A 20,342-nucleotide genomic window follows, 5' to 3' on the forward strand; every position below is an offset into this window, starting at 1 on the left:
TGAGGGAATTAAAGCAACACCGAAAGTTAAGGGGCAGCACTGAAAGCAGGCAACATTGGGTCACACTCTCCGAGGGGAGAAGAACGGGCAAATAGCTGTATCCGGGCCCGTACTGCTACATCCGAATCACACTGGGCTAAGGTTTGCAGCAAAGTTAAAAGCCGCTCTCCCAAAGACTCATCCCTAACTTGGGGTAACAGATGAGTCGCCGCGACAACAACCGCATAGCGCAATGCCCAATCACTCTCTAGAACCAGTTGTTCCAAAGCCGCAACTACTCGGGCCTGGGTAGATAGAACTTGGGCATCAGCAACTAAGCGCCAATCTAAGCCTCCTAACCCCTTCGTTGCAGCTCGCCGAACACTCGGTGCAAAATCACTGAGGGCGGCTTGCAGGAGAATCTCCAAGGCATCGGGATGGGCAATCATCGCCAAGGCCCGAATCGCATAGGCCCGCGCCCCATAGTTGTAGCCATCCAGGCCAGTGAGTAGGGGCTGAACTGCGGCATGACCCAACCGCACTAAGCCATTCATCGCCACGAGGGCTGCCCCAGGATTGTTATAGCCTAGGACTGCCATTAGTGGGGAAATCGCTTCCAGAGAGCCGGTTGCAGCCAAAGCTTCCACAGATTGGATTAAGCCTGCTGGGGTTTCCGCTTGTTCAACCGCTTGGATTAGGGAGAGGAGGGATGTTGCAGTAGCCATAATTTAAAGCAACCCATCCATCAACATCAGTAATTCAGTTAGCTCAGGAGGAAAATCCGACTGGGACAAATCAACAACACGCATCGCCCCCTGCACTAGGCCCCGGAGCGCGATCAGCTTAAAGCTGTTTTCTACCGCTGCTCCGGCAATGGCACTGGCGGCTGGTAAATATCCGGTTGCCCCCAAATCCAATAGGGCCGAACGTCTTAATTGGACATCCGGTGAATTCAGGGCTTGCATCAACAGTTCTGCCGCCGCGGCATCTCCAGTAAGCTGGCAGAGGGCCCGGGCCGCGGCAAATTTGACTCGCTCGAGGGAATGGGTGAGAAACGGCTGAATGAGGGGAACAGACTGATTGGCTTCCAGTTGCCCAAGGCTTTCCAAGATCGCTTCATAGGGCTGAGTTAAGTGGGGGCGACCGGGCACCATTTGGGCTGCGGCCACACTACCTTCCAAGAGGGCCATCAGCGGTTCAATCCCTTGACGGTCTTTTAATTGACCGAGGGCCTGGGCCGCTGCTTCCCGGACATAGAAATCTTCACAGGCCAGGCAATCAATCAAGGGACTCACAGCCCGCAAATCCCCAAGCTTACCCAAGGCCCGAGCTGCATTTCGTCGGAGCGGATAGCCGCCCAATTCTGTCCGATCTGCTTGATCCGCCAAGGCCTCAATCAACGCCGAAACCGCTTGTGAGCGTGCCTCAGGAGAAACTTGAGCTTGGCGACCAAACTTCCCCACCCACCAGGCCGCATAGTAACGCAGACTTGTATCCGCATGACTCAATTGAGCCACCATCTGTAAAAAGATAGTCGCAGAATCAGCCTCACCACCGGGGGCCTGGGGAGGATTGAGATCAGGATCGGACAAGAGGGAAGCCGTCATCACCCAGCCGTCCTAACCCTCAGCAACTAAAGGAGTAATGCTGACAATTTTGCCGCCCAATCGGGAAATCCGCTGCATTTCTTCATTCATCCGGCCATAGGGAACCGTGACAAAGGTGCTGCCACTGCGGCGAATCGGGAAGCCTTGTTTATCAGCTTCTTCATTCTGCCGTAACCCAACGACTTCATAACGAAAAACCCGTCCAGAGGAAGGACTGCTAGCGGTGCTGCTGGTAGCAGTTTGACCAAACATGTAAAAACTCCCAACAATGGTGAACTGAGATTGAGGAGACTCTGACCCTAAGCAGGATTAACACTGACAATGCGCCCGCCGGTGCGATGAATTTGCTGCATTTTCGGCAACAGTTGCTCAAAGGGGATAAGATAAGCGGTGCTGCTGCGGCGAACATTGGGATAGCCAGCCCCCCGAATACCAGCAACCTCTAACCGATAAATCCGGCCGCTTTCACCATAGGAACCCCCTAAGCAGTTTTTTGGCGGGACATCATCGGTAGCAGCATAGAAGGCAAAGCTCCCATCACTGCTAGAGGGCGGCACAATTGAGGAGGCATTATTGCTGGCCAAGTCCCGTGCTAACCGAGAACTGGTTCCCCCGGCCTGGGAATTATCACTACTGGCATAGCCCCGATAAAGTTGGAACATCCGGGTAAAGCCAACTGTGCGGCCACCAGTTTGGACATCAAACCCCCGATAGTAGGGAACCACAGAATCCCCAAAGTTGTCGGTATATTCTTGGGAATCAATATAGGAATCAATATCGGCATCAAATCCCTGCTCTTGATACAAGTCCAAGTGATAGATCACCTCTGATTCGTCATAGGGAGGCCGCCCCAACAAATGCTTGTAGTTGAGTTCAATAACTCGGGTTTGGAAACTGTTATAGAGAAACTTGTTTTTATATAGTTCTGACTTGGCCACAGCCCGGACAAATTCCCGTACTGTGATCTTGCCATTGCGCAAAAGAGATTCAGCAGAAGCCAAACGCTCCGACTGCATCAAATAATCATTGCCTAAAACTTGACGATACACGGCCTGGATAACCGCCTCGACATCATCATCACTCCAGCTAGACCGTAACTCAACCGGGGCCGCATTGCTATAGGCGGACGTTCCCAGACGAGAAGCTGCTGCGGTAATTGCCACGACGCATTCTCCTGCTAAAGATCAAAGTGGACAGGTGGACTAAAAACAGGCCCGGCGCAGTCAACAAAGGATTAGAGTTACCCCCAAAATCATCTGCTAACCACCCCGGGCACAACCGAACTAGAACTTAGGAACTAGCTGAGGGCGTTAATGGCATAGTCAAGGTAAGCATTGGCTTCGACAGCAGCTTGTCCGCTCAAACCATGGCTGGCCTTGATGCTTTTGAGGGCTTCTACATACCAGCTAGGAGACAGATCAAAGGTGCTGTTGATTTCAGCCAAACCAGCCACCAAGTACTCATCCAAAGGACCAGTTCCACCAGCCACTAAGGAGTAGGTAACAATCCGCAGGTAGTAGCCGATATCCCGGGCACATTTGGCTTTGCCTTCGGGAGTTGAAGCGTATTGAGATCCTTGCAAAGAGGTGGTGTAAGGAAACTTTTGATACACGGCAGAAGCAGCACCATCAATCAAGCTTTGAGCATTGCTGGTCAAGGCGCGAGCGGCTTCTAAGCTAGCAGCAGCCCGTTTGAACCGACCATCAGCGGCCTGAAGTTCAGTGTTGCTTAAAAAACGACCTTGGGTATCAGCGGCGGCAATCGCTTCAGTAATCGGGGTCTTCATAGTCTTGAGATTTCTCCCTTAATAAGTTTCGTGTCTTAGAAAGCGGTCAGGAAAATTTTGGTGTAGTCATCCAAGGGGACTAGGCTACAGCAGCAGCAGCCCGATCAAAGTAGCCAGCGACTTCAGAGATCAAAGAGCTGCAATCGCCAGGGACAATACCGTTGGGATCGTTAGCTACAGCAATTGCTGCATCCTTCATTTTAGAGACACCGGTAGCAACGGAAGAACCAGGAACGCCCAAAGCTTGGTAGGTTTCCCGCAGGCCGTTTAAGCACCGATCATCCAATACACTGGAGTCGCCAGCCAGGGTAGCGTAGGTGACATAGCGCAAGATGATTTCCATGTCGCGTAAGCAGGCAGCCATACGACGGTTGGTATAGGCGTTTCCACCGGGCTGAATTAATTGAGGTTGTTCGGCAAAGAGGCTCCGAGCGGCATTGGCAACAATCGTGGAAGCGTTGCTGGTGATACGGTTAACAACATCCAAGCGCTTATTCCCTTCCTTCACCAAGTTGGACAGGGCATCGAATTGGGCACTGGTGAGGAATTCACCCCGGGCATCAGCCTGAGACACAACTTTGGCAAATGCGTCTAGCATGGATAAAATCTCCTTAAAAAGAAGTCTGGACTTCGTGAGCAATTTATAGAGAGTTAAGGCAACTGCCGAAGCAGTATAGAAGGTTTGTTTCTTAAAGAACTGTTTGATCCACAGGAATCGCCACACTTTAAAAAGGAACCAGGCCTGGGCAATAAACTCTTCTCGCCAAGATAAATCAAGCTGAAATGCTTCAAACTCCAATCTATGCTGCGGTCAGATAATTGCGTACCCTATGTTCGCCATCTGGCCAATTCGGGATTCAAGACAGCCTGTTCAACAGACCCTTCAGGTATTTCTTATACAATGCTGCGGGAATCAGTTTTATCAGAAGTTATCAATTCGTAAAACTTACGTAGAAATTTAAATCATTTCCCAGCCACAGCCTTGAATAATCCGAGAAAATGGCTGTTTTATATAAAGTTATGTTTTCTTTCTTAAACTTAGTTCAACTTCATCCTGGGATTATGTGTCTAAACTGCAATGGAGAATCCCCTCGGAGTTGAGGCTAAGCCTAAATGATGAGGAAATTATATCTGTGGAATATAAAAAGTCTAGTTCAAACGAGGGTTAACCGACTCCCTGCCAACATTGAATAAAGTTGAGGAGGTCATGCAGGGCAAAGAGGTGAAGAAATCTACACCTTAGGGTGCGACACTCAACACACTGTCTGAACTGAATTCATCGCTATAGACTTGGGCCTGCTCCTGGGATGAGTCTTACCCTATGGCTTTACACATTTAGGACTAGATGGATGCAAGTGCAAAGCTGCCCGACTAGCAGGGGTCATAGGATTCTCATGAATCAGAACAGTCTGCATCCTTTCCTTATCTAGAATGAGATATGCTCAGAGACTTCTCGCAGGAATGCAATTTATCAGCCCTCAGGTGATGACTGAGCAATGGCTAATGTCCATAATCGCAGCAGTCACAAGGCCTGGGCTACGAAGCCTTAATTTCCTGCAAAAAATCCGTTAATCCCAATTCCCGCTTGAGTATATCCACGGAATTGATATCAATGTAACTCTCGCAGCAAATTAAGCGGGGTGGGCGAATCAAGTTTTCCCGGACAGAGGCAATGGTAGCTTTGACATGATCGGAACTGGCACGGTCGCTAATAATTGTGTGGGCCCGGTGAACTAAGGCATTGAGTTTATAGGCATCGTTTACCTGTGCAGTGACCAAGAGGAGATCGTCCCCCCGCAAACTGTGGATCATCACCTCCGCCACCCCCAGGGTTCCGGAACTCAGGCTCACCAGGCCCAAGCAACAGCCAGGGGGCAACTTTTGAATGACCTCCAATTCCCGTTGATAGTTATAAATATCAATAAAAAACAACCTTACCCCCTTGGCTCGGGCAATCGCTTCTGTCATGCTGGCAAAGTAACGCACAGTCACCAAGGTCGCCGCACTATCCGGCTGCAGAAGTGTTTCAATATCTTCGAGATAGATTAACTCCACAGGGACAGGTAGGAGTTGCTGGAGTTCCTGGGTAATTAACTCACCTGCCCCCTGATCATGCTGTGGTACCGTCACAATCACCCGCACTCCTGCTTTTTGCCGGGCTTCAATTTCCGCTAGGAATAATTCCCGAATCTGCCCTAAGGAGTAGCCCATCCCCAGCAAGGTATCTAAACTATCTTGAACAAGGCGATGAACGGGTACTACCGTGGGGCGGGCCCGCCGCGGCATACTATCCTCTTGACCAAGGGCCCGGACATAAATACCTGACCCCACCTGTGCCTTGACCAGGCCTGCCGCCTCTAGGCGTTCATAGACTTTGCTAATGGTATTGCGATGCAGGCCCGTTTGCATGGCCAACTGGCGGGTACTGGGCAGTCGATATCCAGGGGGAAACTGGCGCGCCGCAATCGCAAAACTAATTTGGTTAAAGAGTTGGGTGGAGGCCGGAATCTCACTCTCTGGCTGAATGTGAAACTGCACCGCTTGCCCCTCATGCTATCTAAACTGTTCAGTGAATCCTTACGGCTAGAGATTTCTGCCTATGCCAAAGCGATAAAATCACAATTTTAGCCGATGAATTGCCGCCCAAGACTGCATAATTGGCCCAAAACTTACGCAAATCCCTTGCCCTTAGTCATTGACGGAATTGGGGCAACACAGGCCTGGAGTTGCGCCTTGAGGGTTGCTTCATCAAGCCCTTGCCCGATTAAAACCAATTGATTTTTCGGAGCACCCGTCCATTCTTCATCATCCAATGTAAACCGCTTCCCACTCAGATGGAAAACATGGCGGCGCTGACTTTCTGCAAACCAGAGAATCCCCTTGGCCCGGAACACCGCATCTGGCATTTGGTTGTCTAGGAAATTCTGGAACTGGCGAATGAGGAATGGTTGCTCACTTTGAAAGGAAACAGAAATGAAGCCATCCATCTCCAAATGATTGGCATGGTGATGATGCCCGTGGCGATGATCATGATTATGGGTACAGGTTTCGTCACAGGCTGGGCCATGATGCTCATGGTGATCGGGATGTTCTGGGTAAGCATCTTCGGATTTTAGGTTGAAGTAGCGATCACTCTCAAACAGTCCCACACTCAGGATTAACGGCAACGCAACTTGTGATTTAACTGTGCGAAGAATTCTGGCCCCAGCGCGAGTTTGACGGAGACGGTGTTCAAGTTCTTCCACACGGCTAGTTGGCACCAAATCCGTTTTATTGAGAAGAATCACATCCCCATAGGCAATTTGACTCTGGGCGGCGGCACTGTTAAACAAGTCCAGGCTGAAGTTCTCGGCATCAACAACCGTCACAATGGAGTCTAAGCGAGTTAAGTCCCGTAGATCAGTCCCCAAAAAGGTCAAGGCAACGGGGAGAGGATCCGCCAGGCCAGTGGTTTCTACCACCAAATAGTCCACCTTGTCCGGTCGCTCCAGGACACGATAAACAGCATTGACCAAATCATTATTAATTGTGCAACAGATGCAACCATTGTTTAACTCCACCATGTCGTCATCGGTTTTAACCAGTAACTCCTGATCAATCCCAATTTCCCCAAATTCATTGACGAGCACGGCCGTTTTCAGACCGTCTTGGTTCGTCAGAATATGGTTCAGGAGGGTAGTTTTGCCGCTGCCCAAAAAGCCAGTAATGATCGTCACAGGCAATCCATGCTTAGGCACATTCATGACGGGAGGAACAGCAGTAGAGGAGATAGGCATATAGCGTTAGCTCGGACAGTAACAATGAGTAACCCCAACTAACAGGATCAGTATGTCCCAGGCTCTGGCGGTCTGTTTGACCCCGATCTGCTATTGGGTAGGTTAATTCTAACTTAGGGACGCAACTGGGTTGGGTGAAGACTCTACATTCCAACCAAGAGAGACAGTATTTCTTGGGCATTGGCTATAGCGTTACTCATTTAGGACTCATATTAGGACAAGTCAGAAAATGCTTTATGGGCAGTCTTTTTAAGATTTCTACTCTCTCAGAACAGTCTGGGTAACGCGATAGGTCTGTATCTTAATTCCCCTTGGGAGCTTAGATAGGGGCGAGTTGAAAATGATCTTGCTGATGGGGTTTCTGAGTTATTTTCGAGCCAGAACAGCCCGCCTAACCCACCCTACTTTCAAAGCACTGTTGTTGAAGTCCCTAGCTGCGTTATGATTAAAAATGCAAATTTTCGGCTCTGTAGCTCAGTTGGTTAGAGCAGGGGACTCATAAGCCCAAGGTCATGTGTTCAAGTCACATCAGAGCCATATATTCAAACCTATTGCTGTAATGCCTTGAGAAATCGCTGCATACTGGCGAAAAAGCCCCCCCCCCCAGGGGTTTCTGCCTGTTCCCCATAGAGGACTTTATCAATCTGCTCCCCACTGGGCTTGGCTGGAGTTGCTCCGAGACGTTGATATTCACCGTTCACATCGCGCCAAATTTCCCAATCCCCCGGATAGGCCCGTAACAAGGCTGTGGTGTCATCTAGGGGGCGGATGTAATAAGCGGTTTCCAGGGTGTTTAGGAATCGCTCCCGCAACTGTCGTCCCGCATAGCCAATGCCAACAATGGCCACATCTTGGAGTTTGGGGTTCAGCAAAATAAATGGGCGATTTCCGGCAGCATTACACATTTGTTCGATGTAGGACACCTCAACAGGGGAGGGAGTAATGCAGACAAAGGCCTGGTCACTGTCTTGGACAGGCTCAAGCAATTCATTCACGCCTCGAACCGAGAAAATCGGATTTTGCCAATCCCGTCGGGCTAAGGCTGCTGCCCCTGCATCCGCAAAAAAGACCTTTAGGTGCACGCCTAAATCTTGAAACAGTTCCAGATAGCTCCAGGCCAGGGGCATCACTTGTAAATCTGGTAAGAGTATTTCAATCTGAATTCGGTTAATCCCAGCATCTAGGGCGACCTGAGTGGCGGTTTTGGCCTGGTTAATGACTTCATCAAGACTGGTGGGCACGGTCATAGGCTTACCAGTTAACTCCAATCTGTTGCCCAAGGGTTATACAGATGGTCTGCATTTCACGGATGAGTGTTGGGGCATTGTCTAGGCTACCTTGTTTGGCTTCGGATTCGAGTTGCGCTGCTAAGGTTTGTATCCTATGGGCCCCGACATTACCACTGGAGCCTTTTAAATGATGGGCCTCGCGCATCATTGCTTCTAAGTCCTGGCGAGTGACCGCTGCTTGGGCCGCCCCTAAATGACTTTGAGCATCTTCCACAAAGGTTAGGAGTAACTCTTGTTCAAACTCCCGATCCCCCCCCGACAATTCCGCTAGATAGTCCCAATCAATGAACGGAGACAACTCCATGTCCAAAACCTCGACTTCAAGGACAATAGTTCTACCTTAAAGTACGGCCGTGGCCTGGGGTACCCCATTCACCCGCTCAAGTTTGGCTCCCAGTTGCTGGAGCTTGGCCTCAATGGCCTCATAGCCTCGATCTAAGTGGGTTAAACCATAAACTTGGGTTTCTCCTTGGGCAGCGAGACCGGCTACCACCAAAGCGGCTGTGGCTCGCAGATCTGTCCCCATCACCGGCGCACCGGATAAAAAGGGAACGCCGCGAATCACCGCATGGTTGCCTTTAATCCGAATATCTGCCCCCATCCGATTCAATTCCGGGACATGGCCAAAACGATTTTCAAATACCGTTTCGCTAAAAATACTATTTCCTTCGGCAATGGTCATGAGGGCCATAAAGAGGGATTGCATATCGGTGGGAAATCCTGGATAGGGTAGGGTCTCGATATCGGTGCTGGTATAAGTTTCCGCCGGGATAAAGCGCAGAGTTTTGGGGGTCTCCTGAACAATTTGCGCCCCCATTTCTTCCAATTTGGCAATGATTGGGGTGAGGTGATCTGGGAAAACAGGGGCCAGGGTAATTTCAGAACGGGTAATAGCCGCAGCGGTCAAAAACGTCCCCGTTTCAATCCGGTCGGGAATGATCTCGTAATCTGTCCCGTGGAGTTTCTGTACCCCAACAATCGTAATAGTGTTTGTCCCGGCCCCCCGAATTTTTGCCCCCATCGAGCGACAGAAATTGGCCAAATCCACAACTTCCGGTTCCTGGGCGGCATTTTCAATAATGGTTTCCCCATCCGCCAAGGTTGCGGCCATCATCAACGTTTCCGTGGCCCCCACACTGGGATAGTCGAGGTAGATTTTCGCCCCTTTCAGTTTGCGGGCGTAGGCCTGAACAATGCCATGCTCAATATGGACTTCTGCTCCCATAGCTTGTAACCCCCGCACATGAAGTTCAACGGGGCGCGCGCCAATGGCACAGCCACCCGGTAAGGGCACACGGGCCGTTCCCAGGCGAGCTAAGAGGGGGCCGATGGCAAAGAAACTAGCCCGTAACTGACTGACCAGTTCATAGGGAGCATGGGCTGAGGTTAGATGGCGAGAGTCGAGAGAGAGGCCGCCTTTAGAGGGGAAAAGCTGTACGCCCAGGGCCTGGAGAATTTCCCCCATCCGGTTAATGTCAGCCAAGGCAGGAACGTTGTGAAAATGACAGGTATCTTCCGCTAACAAGGCTCCAGTCATCAACACCAAGGCCGAATTTTTGGCTCCACTGATATTGACGTGACCACTCAGTTGTCGTCCGCCGTAAATCCGCAGATAGGGCTGATCCTGAGAAATGGTGTTAATCAGTGGGGGCATATAGTTTTCGTAAAAAGTAATGTAAAGTTCCCCCAAATTGTAGCGGAAAGACTGCCTAATTATGCATTTTTTATGATGTGAAGCCTGTCTAAATCGGGGGTAATTCTTGATGTTGGGCGGTAAAGATGGCCCGACGCAGGCCTTGGTTATTGAGTTTGTAGCTATACAGCCCCAGTCGTTTGGCCAAGGCAATTAGTTGTGATCGTTCCAGGCCCTCTAGTTCCAACCAGGATAGATTGCCAAGGGGGGGGACTTCCGGGTTGAGGGCGGTTTTGAGTTCTTTTTTCAGATCATTCAGTTCGGTTTCCAAAGCATTCAGGCGTTGCAGGACAGTTGGACAAGTTGGGGTAGTGGGCTGGAAATACTCTTGAAGAATGTGTCGGAGGGCCTGGGCGGTGGAGGGAAGATGGTGTTGACGTTGCCATTGTTGAAGTTGGGCATAGAGGGCCGGGTCAAGAGTAACCGTCACTTTTTGGGAAAAAGAGGATGCCGCAGCCATAGGTACGAGGATGTGAATGAGGACTCAAAAAAAACCGACAAACTAGATTAAGTCTGCCGGCTCGTTGTGTGTTCCCTGTTGATGACTCGGATAGTACTGAGTCAATTCTGATTATGCCTGATTCCTTGGGGGTATTATTGTGATCCAAATCACTGATACTTGGGAACTCCCCTGATCTGGGACTAAAATTAGTTTTGACTATGAAAGATGTTGATGGCTACCTCCTTAAATGTGCCCAGGCCCCGGCAATTGGGCGCAGGCGTTTGCTGTTGCATGTCAATGGCGTAACCAGTGATCAAGATAGACAATATCGAGACCTAAAGCAACTGGCCCAATTAACCCAGGCCAACCCCCTCGATATGTATGGCATTCATAATCAGACCCATGGGTTTGAAGCCGATTTACTAGAAAGCTTATTGGGAAAGGCGGAACTCTATCGCTACTGGCCTGGGGAAATGACTCCCGAAGCAGCACAGCGACTCCAGGCCTATGGGCAATTACTCAATGCGCTTTGTGTGCAGGACTTAGCTCCAGATGCTGATATGGTAGGCATCGCGAAAACCCTATTACCAGGAAAACTAACCTTGCCCCTAAGTGAACAAAACCTATCGAGTTTGCAGGCCGTGTTGCAGTTGCCGTTTATTCAGAAAATGGGTTGGTTGGAGTTTGCCAATTATATTTACGGGACATTACCACCGGGTGCGCCGCGACCGACATTAAGGTTAGCCTATGAGATTTTGCGGGGGATCCAGGCCGGTGCGGAAATTTTTATTGTCGCCCACAGTCAAGGGTTAATTATTACGGCATTGGCTTGTCGGATGGTGGAGATAGTGTTGAAGGGTTCCCCCAACTGGGCGGAAATGCTGCGGATTGTTGGCTATGGGCCGGTGATTTTATGGGCGGATTTACCAGCAGCTTTACATCCACAAACGGTTTTGATTCAGCATCGCCAAGATGTGGTGGCCGAGTCCTTGAGTAATATGCGGCAAATGGGAGTGTGGAATAATGTCCAGGCCCAGTTACAAAATTTGTTAAGTAATTCAGATGGCCTGTTTAAGACGATGGAACGAGATAGCCACCATGCCGCTAGTAATTATTTAGGGTTACAGGATAATTTGACCAGTCAACGGAGTAGCAAGTTAATTCAACTCTTACTCACAGAAAACTGGCAAACCAGTCCTTGGATTTCTGGCCTGGCGGGGAACCGGATTATTTTAGAAGCAGAGGTTTAAGGGTGAATGATTTACTAGCACGGCGGCGGGGCCTGGCGAAAACCTGTTCACATCCGGTGTTACTCTGGGCAGGGAGTCGGGTCAGTCGTAATTTTGCTGCTAATACTTATCCATTTCGAGCCAGTAGTCATTTTCTCTATTTCACCGGGTTGAACTTAGCCGAGGCCGTAATTTATCTCGAAGCTGGTAATTTAATTCTCTTTTGGGATGAACTACCGGAATCTGCTGCTCTTTGGCATGGAGACAGCCCGACCCGTGCTCAATTGGCCGATCAACTCCAGGCCCAGGCCAGTTATCCCCATTCAGAACTATTCCGCTTCACTGCCAACGCTGCCACGATTCCCTTAGTTAATCTCGGTGATCGCCTTGATCAAGCCACTTGTCTTAACCACCCTGTTGAGTTTCCCCTGAGTGGTCGTGATTTAGAACTGGCCGAGGCAATCATTCAACTGCGGCTCATCCATGATTCTCTTGCCCTAACCGAGATTTCCCAGGCCATTGAGTTAACAATCCGGGCCCACCAAGCCGGGATGAAAGCCACACCAACCGCTAAAACTGAAGCCAAAGTCCGGGCCTGGATGGAACAGGTTGTAGCGGTCAATCAATTCAATCTCGCCTACATCAGCATTGTCACCACCCAAGGGCAAGTTCTCCATCAAGAGTTTTCACCACACCCACTCCGGCCTGGGGATTTGCTACTCGTAGATTTGGGGGCCGAAACACCGGCGGGCTGGGCAGCGGATATAACTCGGACTTGGCCGGTTTCTGGGAAATTTTCTGGCACTCAACGGGCAATTTATGAAGTGGTCTTAGCCGCCCAAACCCAGGCCATTGCCGCCATTAAACCTGGAGTGGAGTTTTGGGATATTCACGGGATTGCTTTGCGAGTCATGACAGAAGGGTTGCTGGCTTTGGGAATTTTACAGGGTGATCTGAGTGATTTATTAGCGGGTGATGTCGCTACGGTTTTCTTTCCCCACGGGATTGGTCACTTACTGGGCCTGGACGTGCATGATATGGAAGATTTGGGAGATTTAGCCGGATATGCTCCTGGTCGAACTCGCAGCCCCAAACCCGGTTGGCAATATCTACGTCTGCATCGGCCATTGCAAGAAAATATGGTTGTGACGGTTGAACCGGGATTTTACCAAATACCACAACTCTTAGAAAAAGCGCGTTTAGATCCTGGCCTGGGGCAATGGATTAACTGGGCTGTTTTAGGTCAATTTGCTGATGTTAAAGGGATGCGGATTGAGGATGACGTGTTAGTTACTGCTACAGGATTTCAGGTACTCAGTCAGGCCTTGCCCCGCGATCTCCCTGATTTAGAAGCCTTTGTTTCGGAGCAATAAGATTAATCCTGAAAATCTGCCTTTAACAATTCGTTATCCTAAAAAGGGTTTACACAAGACATCATAATTTGGACATTTTGGATATTCAGCCATGACATCCCTTGTAGAAACGGTTAAAGCCTCCGAAAACTCCCAGGCCTGGCAGTGGCGTGATTATCACATTAACTACACCGTCCAGGGAGAAGGACAACCTCTCGTCTTAGTACATGGATTTGGGGCGGCGATTGGGCATTGGCGGCAGAACATCCCGGCCTGGGTGACAGCTGGCTATAAGGTTTTTGCTTTGGATTTATTGGGGTTTGGGGATTCAGATAAGCCAGATGTGGATTACAGCATTGAACTTTGGGCCGAGATGTTACAGGAGTTTTGGCAGGCCCAGATTCAGACTCCGGCGGTGTGGGTGGGGAACTCCATTGGTGGCTTAATTTCCCTGACCGTAGCAGCCCAGGCCCCGGAAATGACCCAAGGCCTGATATTACTCAACTGTGCTGGGGGACTTAATCATCGGCCGGAAGAACTCCATTGGCCCCTGAATTGGGTGATGAGCGGGTTTACAAAGTTAGTCGCAACCCCAGGCCTGGGAACCTTTATTTTTAACCAAGTCCGCCAACCCCAACGGATTCGGAATACCCTCAAACAGGTCTATGGCAACCGAGCGGCCATTACCGATGAGTTAGTCGAGATTCTTTACCGTCCCTCCTGTGACCCCAATGCCCAAAACGTCTTTGCCCGGATTTTAGCCGCCCCTCCCGGCCCCCGAATTGCGGAACTATTACCTCAAATCAACATTCCGATGCTGGTGTTGTGGGGAGAGGCGGATCCGTGGACTCCAGTGAAAGGGGGCGATATTTTCCAGGCCTGGGGGGAAGAACATCCTGTGGAATTTATTACCCTCCCGGAAACCGGCCATTGTCCCCACGATGAGCGGCCCGAACAAGTCAATTCCCTGGTGATTAACTGGCTAGCGCAACTTCCCACAGTTTAGAGATTTAGGTACTAGCGGGCTTCAATGGGAACATAGGCCTGGTCATGTTGACCTGCATAAACTTGGGTTGGACGATAAATCCGATTCGCTTCTAACTGTTCTTTCCAGTGGGCTAACCACCCCGCTACCCGGGCAATGGCAAACACAGGGGTAAACAAATCATTGGGAATTCCTAAGCGGCGATAAACCAGCCCTGAATAGAAGTCCACATTGGGATAAATACCCTTGGGCCCCAGTTCCTGACTAACAATTTGCTCCAGTTCTAGGGCAATGTCGTAGTACATATCACTGCCAAAGCGAGCAAACAAATCCTCTGCCAATTTTTGCAGGATAGTGGCCCGCGGATCCTTCACCTTATAGACCCGATGCCCAAAACCGGGAATTTTTGCCTTGCGCGCTAAACAATCATCCACAAAGGGGCGCACCTTTTCGACACTGCCAATTTGCTCCAGCATTTCAATCACTTCTTCATTCGCGCCGCCATGTAACGGCCCCGCCAAAGTCCCCACTGCTGAAGCCACAATCGCATAGGGATCTGTCAAGGTGGATGCTGTCACCCGGGCCGAAAAAGTCGAGGCATTCATGGTGTGTTCAGCATGAAGAGTCAAGCAGGTATCAAAAATATGAGCGGCAAAGGGATCCGGCTCGCGTTCACTCAACATATAAAGAAAATTAGCGGCGTAGTCGAGATCATCCTTGGGGGTGACGGGATCATTTCCTTTGCGAATCAGTTGAAAGGCCGCCACCATAGTCGGAATTTTCGCTAACAAGCGTACTACTGCCGCCCGGATATAGGCCGGATCATCTAACGCCCGCCGGGAATAGAACAGGCCCAATGCCGCTGCCGAGGCCTGGAGGGCATCCATGGGGTGGCCACTTTCCGGGAAGCACTTCATCATGTCGCGGATGCGGTACTTAACCCGGCGATGGTATTGAATTTCATAACAAAAATCCCGTAGCTCCTCGGCCGTTGGCAGTTTGCCCCAAATGAGGAGGTAGGAGGTTTCCAGAAAGGTGCTTTTTTCGGCCAGTTCTTGAATCGGGATGCCGCGATATTCCAACCGCCCGACTTGACCATCCACAAAACTGACGCTGGACTGTGCTGCCGGAATTCCTTCCAGGCCTGGGCGATATTCACAAGCAACCATTGAACTGTCCTTTCGGGATAACAACAAACTGACCATGCAAATTACCCTCGGTAGATTTTCCCCAAGGATTTAGCCATATTTTAGGGCAGATTTTAGGAAGTAGCGGTTAACCGATGGCCAATGTCCCGCCGAAAGTAGGCATTATGAAACTGAATCTGGGCTACTCCACCATAGGTTTGGGCCAAGGCTTCCTTAACATCATGCCCACAACCAACCACTGTTAAGACTCGCCCACCATCCGTAAACAGTTGCCCATTCGCTGCCCTTGTCCCGGCCTGGAACACGAGGGCCTGGGAGTTTGCGGCCTCAATCCCGGTAATTTCATCCCCCTTTGTAAAATGCCCCGGATATCCCCCCGCTGCCATCACCACACCTGTGGCCATTTGATCAGCCCAGGCCAACTCTCCTAATTCTGCCAAGGTGCCATTGACACAGGCCAAGAGCAAATCCAAGAGGGGAGTTTCCAACAGCGGCAAGACCACTTGGGTTTCTGGATCACCAAAGCGGCAATTAAATTCAATCACATAGGGATCGCCTTCTGGAGTAATCATTAGGCCGGCGTAAAGTACCCCTCGATAGTCAATCCCCCTGGCCTGGAGGGCGTTTAGGGCGGGTTCGAGAATCCGGGTTTGAATCTTGTCCCTTAAGGCGGTACTCACCCAAGGCACCGGGGCATAGGCTCCCATTCCCCCTGTATTGGGCCCCGTATCCCCTTCCCCAATGCGTTTATGGTCTTGGGCCGGCAGGAGCGGGCGAATGACTTGGCCATCCGTGAGGGCGAGGACAGAAATTTCTTGGCCTTGTAAACAGTCTTCAATCACAACACGACTCCCCGCAGTGCCAAACTCACCCCCAAATGCCGCTTCAATCGCTTCAATGGCCTCAGTCATTGAATGGGCTACTGTGACTCCCTTCCCCGCCGCCAGGCCATCCGCTTTAACTACAATTGGGGCCGTTTGCTCGCGAACATAATGGATAGCCTCCGTTTCAGTGGTAAAAACAGCCGCTTGGGCCGTGGGAATTTTGGCTTCGGTCATCAAGTCTTTTGCCCAGGCCTTGCTGGCTTCAATTTCGGCTCCGGCTTGAGTGGGACCAAAGGCAGGAATCCCCACAGCTTGCAACCGATCCACTAATCCCAAGGCCAGGGGAACCTCTGGACCAACCACTACTAAGCCCACCTGTTCATCTAAGGCTAACTGGGTAATGTCAACTAAATCCGTGGCCTGGATGGGGATATTTTGACAGCGTTCGAGAGTAGCTGTTCCGCCATTCCCCGGACAACAATAGATTTGGGTGACTTCGGCTGATTTCAGTAAAGCCCAGGCCAAGGCGTGTTCTCGCCCCCCACTACCCACGACAATAATTTTCACAAGCTGCGCCCTACCCTGATGTGACTCCTAGGAAATTGTGCCACAGGCCCAGGAGCAAGGCTGATGCCCTAGGGGATAAGTTTATTGGGTGGGGATTTTCATACTCCAATCTCACTGGGTTCTAAATGGGCAAACTCATGAATACGTTGCCTGTAGTCGTGATTCATCTGCTCAGTCCAGGCCTGTTCTCGCCCATTGACAAACAAATGCACCAATGGCTCACTCGCATCAGGTAAGACCAAGACCCAATCGTTCCCATCACGGTGGAGAATTTTTACTCCATCCACCAAGTTCAAGGTAGTGGGACTATGGGTTTCGACTAAATGCCGCATCAAAGATCCTTTCGCAATCCAGGGACAGCGCAGGGCCTGGTGGGTATGGAAAACCTGGGGTAAGTTCTGACGAATCTCACTCAGGGGTTGTTGGCGCAGGGCGAGCATTTCCATCAGCTTGGCAATACTGAACATGGCATCATAGCCGGGATGGAGTTGGGGAAAAATAAACCCCGTCTCAGCACTGCCCCCCAACACGGCCCCCACTTGTTTCTGACAGGCTTCCATCAGGTCGGTGGGATTGGCTCGAGTCCGCATGACACTCCCCCCATGTTTCCGGGCAATCACCTCAATAGCACTGGAAATATGTACCGGGATAATCACCGTCCCCCCTGGATAGGCAGACAGAACTAAATCGGCCATCAATGCTGTCAATTCTTCCCCGACAATGGTCTGGCCTCTATCGTCAACGAGGGTTAATCGCTCACCATTGGCAGAAACCTGTACCCCCAAATTGGCCTGAATCGCTTGCACCACTTGTCCGAGTTCCTGGAGCAGGCCTTGGCGTTCCTCGGTATTCGGGGGGGTTTGATGCACAGTCGCATTCAGGACAACTACATCGGAGCCAAATTTATTCAGCAGTTCTGGTAAGACGGCCCCAGAAACCGCATAGGCATAGTCAAGGACAATTTTGCATTCATATTGCTGGAGGGCCTGGGTATTCAACCATTTCCCAAACCCTTGGGCGTAGATCTCAACAATTTGACTGGGATAGGTAATGCGGCCAACATCCGTGAAACTAACCCGCCGCATATCTTCGCGAAAATAGGCCGTTTCAATTTGCCGCTGCTTGGTCTGGTTAAGATTAATGCCCTTGTGATCAAAAAACTCAATCAACAACTGTTCATCCCGATCCGGATGCAGCCGCACATGGATTCCGCCACAAACCGAAAGGCTCTGAACCGCAAACCGCGAAATGGGCAGGGCAATGGCTTCCAGGCATAAGACATTGATCCCCACGGACATCAACCCAGCGATTAGGGCATTGGCAATCATCCGGGATACACTGCGCTGATCTCGAGAAATTAAGACGCTGGTGCCGGGTTCCAATGTAGACGCATAGGCTGCCGCTAACCGCACCGCAAACTCTGGGGTAATATCCACGTTGGCCAGGCCCGCTACCCCTTGATAGCCGAATAGATTCCGTTGTCCGGTGCTACCCCAAATCAAGCTTTGATTAACCCTTGCCCCCGCCTCAATCTGTTTACCCGGCCAAATCCGCACCCCCCGCCCAATGACACTCTCTTCGCCAATCCGGGTGCGCGACCCAATCACGGCCCCTTCCTGGACAATGGCATGACGATCCACCCGTACCCGCCGCCCGATAATACAGCTATCCAAAACACCCTCTTCACCAATGACACTCCCCCCCCAAACAATGGCCTGATTCAGATGGGAACGGCTACCGATGATCACGTTATCCCCCAAAACCGTGCCACTTTCTAAGCAAACATCCCCTTGAACCCGGCAGTTATGGCCAATCAAGAGGGGGGGGCGCAAAATAGCCCGCGGATGAATAATCGAGTTATGACCCACCCAAATTTGCGGATAGAGTTCTCGGCCAACTGGCTCGAGTTTCACCCGTTCTTGCAGGGCATCGTATTGGACTTGTTGATAGGTTTCCAGACTACCCACATCACACCAATAGCCTTGAGCCACATAGCCGTAGAGGGGAATTTGGGACTGGAGAAGGAGTGGAAATAGGTCTTTGGAAAAATCTCGTTCAATGCCACTGGGTAGATAATCCAGGACTTCAGGTTCAAGAATATAAATTCCAGTGTTAACTGTATCCGAGAAAATTTCACCAGGAGATGGTTTTTCTAAAAAGCGGCTAATCCGTCCCTGTTCATCCGTAATCACGACCCCAAATTCCTTCGGGTTGGATACAGAGGTTAAAACTAGGGTAGCCGGGGCCTGGTGCTGGCGGTGAAAGGCCAGTGCGGCAGTCAAATCAAAATCAGTAACACTATCTCCACTGACCACGAAAAAGGTTTCTGTTAACAAGCTGGCAATGTTTTTAACACAACCGGCTGTTCCCAGAGGATAATCTTCTTCCACCGCATAGGTAATATCCACGCCAAATTCATGGCCATCCCCAAAATATTCCCGGACAACATCAGGCAAGTAGTGGAGGGTAATAATAACTTCCGTGAGTTGATGTCGCCGGAGCAGGTTGAGAATATGTTCCGCAATCGGCCGATTCAGCAAGGGCACCATCGGTTTGGGGAGTTCACAGGTCAATGGACGTAAACGCGTTCCACTTCCCCCGGCCATTAAGACTGCCCGCATAACCACCTCCAGGCCCTCTGTTCCTATCAGCCTAGATCCTAGAATTTAGCTTAGGAAATGTTACTGAACTGTTCTAATTCTTAATGAATTGTTGGCTGGGCTGTCTGACCGGAAATCTCGGGTCATAATCAAAGGGTCAAGGAACGGCTACATGGCTGCTCTAAATCGAGTTATCCCTGTGAGACGCGAGGCTATGGTCTATGTCTGATTTGAAAAACTGGCTGACATCCTTTGCTGGTATTACGATTTTGGTCGGGGCGATATTTTTATTTAACTCCTTTGTTGTCATTAACCCAGGCCAGGCCGGGGTGCTCAGCATTGCCGGGAAAGCCCAAGATGTGCCGCTTTTAGAGGGAGTGCATTGGAAAGTTCCCTTTGTCTCACGTGTGGATATTTATGATGTCACCGTCCAAAAGTTTGAAGTTCCTGCCGAAAGTGCCACCCGTGATCTACAGGATTTAACGGCCAGTTTCGCCATTAATTTCCGCCTCGATCCGATTGATGTGGTTAAGGTTCGCCGGACCCAAGGCACATTAGAAAACATTGTCGCCAAAATTATTGCCCCCCAAACCCAAGAGTCCTTTAAAGTCGCAGCGGCCCGGCGGACGGCGGAAGAGGCGATTACAAAACGGGAAGAACTGAAGATGGATTTTGATTTGGCCCTCAGTCAACGCCTGGCCAAGTACAGCATTATTGTCTTGGATACGAGTGTGGTAAACCTCAGCTTTTCCCGGGAGTTTTCTCGGGCCGTTGAAGACAAACAAATTGCCGAGCAGCGGGCCCAACGCGCCGTCTATGTAGCCCAAGAAGCAGAACAAGAGGCCCAAGCCGAGATTAACCGGGCCCAAGGGAAAGCCGAAGCTCAACGTTTATTAGCTGAAACCCTGAAAAGTGCGGGGGGGCAATTAGTCCTGCAAAAAGAAGCCATTGAGGCCTGGCGGGAAGGGGGCGCGCAAGTCCCGGATGTTTTGGTTTTCGGGGGGTCTGGGAATGATCTACCCTTTTTACTGAATCTGACGAGTCCCAATGCAACAAAATAGGCTA

Annotated in this window: 19 protein-coding genes and 1 tRNA gene; 5 read left to right on the forward strand and 15 right to left on the reverse strand. The window is 50.6% G+C overall.

Translation table 11 applies throughout. From position 1 onward, the window contains the following. Positions 1 to 26: 26 nt before the first annotated feature. The 8 genes from SYN6312_RS11965 to SYN6312_RS12000 form a co-directional block, all read right to left on the reverse strand. The gene (locus SYN6312_RS11965) at positions 27 to 704 is read right to left on the reverse strand and encodes a HEAT repeat domain-containing protein (protein ID WP_015125147.1); all 678 of its coding nucleotides are present in this window, start codon (positions 702 to 704) and stop codon (positions 27 to 29) included. A 3-nt stretch (positions 705 to 707) separates the two neighbouring features. Then, on the reverse strand, positions 708 to 1,586 hold the full coding sequence (locus tag SYN6312_RS11970; RefSeq protein ID WP_015125148.1) for a HEAT repeat domain-containing protein: 879 nt from the start codon (positions 1,584 to 1,586) through the stop codon (positions 708 to 710). A gap of 12 nt (positions 1,587 to 1,598) precedes the next feature. After that, positions 1,599 to 1,838 carry a phycobilisome linker polypeptide gene (locus SYN6312_RS11975; protein ID WP_015125149.1) on the reverse strand — a complete coding sequence of 80 codons (240 nt, stop codon included), beginning with the start codon at positions 1,836 to 1,838 and terminating at the stop codon, positions 1,599 to 1,601. Positions 1,839 to 1,885: 47 nt separating this feature from the next. Further along, positions 1,886 to 2,749, reverse strand: a complete 864-nt coding sequence (locus tag SYN6312_RS11980) for a phycobilisome linker polypeptide (RefSeq protein ID WP_015125150.1) — start codon at positions 2,747 to 2,749, stop codon at positions 1,886 to 1,888. Between the two features lie 134 nt (positions 2,750 to 2,883). After that, on the reverse strand, positions 2,884 to 3,372 hold the full coding sequence (cpcA, locus tag SYN6312_RS11985) for a phycocyanin subunit alpha (protein WP_015125151.1): 489 nt from the start codon (positions 3,370 to 3,372) through the stop codon (positions 2,884 to 2,886). Between the two features lie 79 nt (positions 3,373 to 3,451). Further along, positions 3,452 to 3,970, reverse strand: coding sequence for a phycocyanin subunit beta (locus SYN6312_RS11990; RefSeq protein ID WP_015125152.1), 519 nt, complete (start codon positions 3,968 to 3,970; stop codon positions 3,452 to 3,454). A 938-nt stretch (positions 3,971 to 4,908) separates the two neighbouring features. Then, positions 4,909 to 5,910 carry a GntR family transcriptional regulator gene (locus tag SYN6312_RS11995; RefSeq protein WP_015125153.1) on the reverse strand — a complete coding sequence of 334 codons (1,002 nt, stop codon included), beginning with the start codon at positions 5,908 to 5,910 and terminating at the stop codon, positions 4,909 to 4,911. A gap of 131 nt (positions 5,911 to 6,041) precedes the next feature. Then, the gene (locus SYN6312_RS12000; protein WP_015125154.1) at positions 6,042 to 7,148 is read right to left on the reverse strand and encodes a GTP-binding protein; all 1,107 of its coding nucleotides are present in this window, start codon (positions 7,146 to 7,148) and stop codon (positions 6,042 to 6,044) included. 463 nt (positions 7,149 to 7,611) lie between these two features. Between SYN6312_RS12000 and SYN6312_RS12005 the strand changes: the two genes are divergently transcribed. Continuing rightward, positions 7,612 to 7,685: transfer RNA gene (locus SYN6312_RS12005), tRNA-Met, on the forward strand. An 11-nt stretch (positions 7,686 to 7,696) separates the two neighbouring features. Here SYN6312_RS12005 and SYN6312_RS12010 read toward each other — a convergent pair. The 4 genes from SYN6312_RS12010 to SYN6312_RS20120 form a co-directional block, all read right to left on the reverse strand. Then, entirely contained in the window at positions 7,697 to 8,395 is a 699-nt protein-coding gene (locus SYN6312_RS12010; RefSeq protein WP_015125155.1) for a DUF1995 family protein, read from the reverse strand. 4 nt (positions 8,396 to 8,399) lie between these two features. After that, positions 8,400 to 8,741 (reverse strand): Hpt domain-containing protein, encoded by a 342-nt coding sequence (locus SYN6312_RS12015; protein WP_015125156.1) that lies wholly within the window; start codon positions 8,739 to 8,741, stop codon positions 8,400 to 8,402. A 36-nt stretch (positions 8,742 to 8,777) separates the two neighbouring features. Beyond that, complete coding sequence (murA, locus tag SYN6312_RS12020; RefSeq protein ID WP_015125157.1) at positions 8,778 to 10,091, reverse strand: UDP-N-acetylglucosamine 1-carboxyvinyltransferase; 1,314 nt, start codon at positions 10,089 to 10,091, stop codon at positions 8,778 to 8,780. 88 nt (positions 10,092 to 10,179) lie between these two features. Further along, positions 10,180 to 10,590 (reverse strand): hypothetical protein, encoded by a 411-nt coding sequence (locus tag SYN6312_RS20120; protein WP_015125158.1) that lies wholly within the window; start codon positions 10,588 to 10,590, stop codon positions 10,180 to 10,182. A gap of 200 nt (positions 10,591 to 10,790) precedes the next feature. Between SYN6312_RS20120 and SYN6312_RS12030 the strand changes: the two genes are divergently transcribed. The 3 genes from SYN6312_RS12030 (at position 10,791) to SYN6312_RS12040 (ending at position 14,159) form a co-directional block, all read left to right on the forward strand. Next, positions 10,791 to 11,822: a hypothetical protein gene (locus SYN6312_RS12030; RefSeq protein WP_015125159.1), complete on the forward strand. Its 1,032-nt coding sequence runs from the start codon at positions 10,791 to 10,793 to the stop codon at positions 11,820 to 11,822. A gap of 2 nt (positions 11,823 to 11,824) precedes the next feature. Further along, positions 11,825 to 13,174, forward strand: coding sequence for an aminopeptidase P family protein (locus SYN6312_RS12035; protein WP_015125160.1), 1,350 nt, complete (start codon positions 11,825 to 11,827; stop codon positions 13,172 to 13,174). Positions 13,175 to 13,265: 91 nt separating this feature from the next. Next, on the forward strand, positions 13,266 to 14,159 hold the full coding sequence (locus tag SYN6312_RS12040) for an alpha/beta fold hydrolase (RefSeq protein WP_015125161.1): 894 nt from the start codon (positions 13,266 to 13,268) through the stop codon (positions 14,157 to 14,159). Positions 14,160 to 14,170: 11 nt separating this feature from the next. Here the strand turns inward: SYN6312_RS12040 and SYN6312_RS12045 are convergent, their stop codons facing one another. The 3 genes from SYN6312_RS12045 to SYN6312_RS12055 all read right to left on the reverse strand — a co-directional run bounded on the left by SYN6312_RS12045 (position 14,171) and on the right by SYN6312_RS12055 (position 19,298). Further along, positions 14,171 to 15,307: a citrate synthase gene (locus SYN6312_RS12045; RefSeq protein WP_015125162.1), complete on the reverse strand. Its 1,137-nt coding sequence runs from the start codon at positions 15,305 to 15,307 to the stop codon at positions 14,171 to 14,173. A 92-nt stretch (positions 15,308 to 15,399) separates the two neighbouring features. Further along, a complete protein-coding gene (gene purD / locus SYN6312_RS12050; protein ID WP_015125163.1) occupies positions 15,400 to 16,677 on the reverse strand; it encodes a phosphoribosylamine--glycine ligase in 1,278 nt (425 codons plus the stop codon). Between the two features lie 98 nt (positions 16,678 to 16,775). After that, positions 16,776 to 19,298, reverse strand: coding sequence for a mannose-1-phosphate guanyltransferase (locus SYN6312_RS12055; RefSeq protein ID WP_015125164.1), 2,523 nt, complete (start codon positions 19,296 to 19,298; stop codon positions 16,776 to 16,778). A 200-nt stretch (positions 19,299 to 19,498) separates the two neighbouring features. Between SYN6312_RS12055 and SYN6312_RS12060 the strand changes: the two genes are divergently transcribed. Continuing rightward, the gene (locus SYN6312_RS12060) at positions 19,499 to 20,338 is read left to right on the forward strand and encodes a prohibitin family protein (protein ID WP_015125165.1); all 840 of its coding nucleotides are present in this window, start codon (positions 19,499 to 19,501) and stop codon (positions 20,336 to 20,338) included. The last annotated feature ends 4 nt before the right edge of the window (positions 20,339 to 20,342 follow it).

It is taken from the genome of Synechococcus sp. PCC 6312, assembly GCF_000316685.1.
In the GTDB taxonomy this organism is placed as follows: domain Bacteria; phylum Cyanobacteriota; class Cyanobacteriia; order Thermosynechococcales; family Thermosynechococcaceae; genus Pseudocalidococcus.